Origin of the sequence: Halomonas sp. ND22Bw (assembly GCF_003011945.1) — a bacterium.
GTDB lineage: Bacteria > Pseudomonadota > Gammaproteobacteria > Pseudomonadales > Halomonadaceae > Halomonas > Halomonas halophila.
The window spans coordinates 1-302 of record NZ_PXWD01000560.1 but is presented as its reverse complement, the minus strand read 5'-3'; the positions used below and the strand labels follow the sequence as shown (position 1 = coordinate 302).

Sequence of the window (302 nt, the reverse complement as noted above, 5' to 3'; positions counted from 1 at the left end):
CTATATGGTCTGCCTGCTGAGCCCCATCTATGAGTATGCGCCGGGCGCGTCACAGATCATCGCCATCATCGGCGCGATCACGGCCCTGTTCGCCGCGACGGTCGGTCTGCCCCAGAACGACATCAAGCGGGTCATCGCCTATTCGACCTGCTCGCAGCTGGGCTACATGTTCTTCGCGGCTGGCGTCGGCGCCTATCAGGCCGCCATGTTCCACCTGTTCACGCACGCCTTCTTCAAGGCCCTGCTGTTCCTGGGCGCCGGTTCGGTGATCCACGGGATGCACCACGAGCAGGACATGCGGA

Annotated in this window: 1 protein-coding gene; it reads left to right on the top strand. The window is 63.2% G+C overall.

What is annotated here, in order from left to right:
- Nucleotides 1-302 (top strand): proton-conducting transporter membrane subunit (locus CVH10_RS19380; RefSeq protein ID WP_369335890.1); only part of this gene is annotated, 302 nt, incomplete at both ends.